The 1,365-nt window shown below is 37.5% G+C and carries 1 protein-coding gene; it reads left to right on the forward strand.

Features of this window, described 5'->3' with window-relative positions; all coding sequences use genetic code 11:
• Positions 1 to 102: 102 nt before the first annotated feature.
• A protein-coding gene (locus ACFQZ1_RS11760; protein ID WP_377882358.1) for an IS3 family transposase occupies positions 103 to 1,292 on the forward strand; the annotation gives its coding sequence in 2 pieces (ribosomal slippage) (positions 103 to 400 and positions 400 to 1,292; 1,191 coding nt in all).
• The last annotated feature ends 73 nt before the right edge of the window (positions 1,293 to 1,365 follow it).

Raw genomic sequence — 1,365 nt, forward strand, 5'->3', positions numbered from 1 at the left:
CAAAGCTTTCTTGAAGAAGTGGTATTATCCCTTTTGAGTAGACAGTGTAAAAAGACTGTTTTTGATAAGTAAGTGTTACACTCTATTTGGAGGGGATTTTCTTTGGCTAAAAAAGGACAAACATTTCAACCGTATACAGAAGAATTCAAACGTAAGGCAGTCATGCTGTATGTAAATGGAGAAAAGAGTTATCAGATTCTGGCAAATGAACTAGGGCTTAGAAGTCCTACTCAATTGAAAGATTGGGTAAAGAAGCATAAGCAGGGTGAGCCTTTGGCTGATCAACGAGGGGGAGAATCAAGAGAACTCAATCCCTTTCATCGCTTATCTAAAACAACATTTAAAAGTATCGAGGAAGAAAGAGATTATTTAAAAGCACAGGTTGAATACTTAAAAAAGTAGTATCCAAATCTACATGGGAAGGATGGGTTCCAAAAGTAAAACGTTTTGAAATCATTCACGAATTACACAAGAATTATCCTATTACCTGGCTCGTAACGATTGCGGGTGTTTCCCGATCTGGCTACTATAAATGGAGAGAAACGGAGAAAGTTCGAAGAAAAAGGTACCAATATGAACAACTCTTGAAGAAACATTTAATGGCTATCCATCATACACGTCCTTTTTATGGATGTCCCCGCTTGCAAATAGCACTGAAAAAAGAAGGGTTTCATGTGAATCATAAACGTGTGTATAGGTTAATGAAAGCGCTGAATATTCGGTCTGTAATTCGAAAGAAACGCCGTTTCTTTGGGCGGAAGGCCTCTATCATACAACCGAATCGACTCAATCGTGTATTTAAAACGAATAAACCGAACCGTCTTTATGTTACAGATATAACCTATCTAGATCTTGGAGATCGTTTCTATTACCTGTCTGCCATCCAAGATCTTTTTAATAATGAAATCGTCGCGTGGGAGCTATCCAAACGAAATGATTTGAAGCTGGTGAGTGATACTGTCAAAAAACTGGTTACAACAAGAGAAGTACAAGGAGCAATCCTTCATTCAGACCAGGGTTTCCAGTATACATCTAAAACATACAATAATCAAATTAAAACATTCGGGATAATAGGCAGTCATTCTCGCAAGGGAAACTGTCTAGATAATGCATGCATTGAATCCTTCTTTTCACATGTCAAAACAGAGAATATGTATTTTTCTGGATGTAAAACAGAAAACGATCTCTATCGAGCCATTGAGGATTATATTTGGTTCTATAATCATGAACGATTTCAGAAAAAACTGAATCAGTGTGCTCCAATCGAATATCGGAACACACTGATTGCATAGTCTTTTTTGAATCTGTCCACTTGACAGGGGTAAGACCAAAGCACTTTGCAGCCTTTTGGTCTCTTGTTTTGCT

It is taken from the genome of Bacillus sp. CGMCC 1.60114, assembly GCF_042676365.1.
GTDB lineage: Bacteria > Bacillota > Bacilli > Bacillales > Bacillaceae_G > Bacillus_A > Bacillus_A rhizoplanae_A.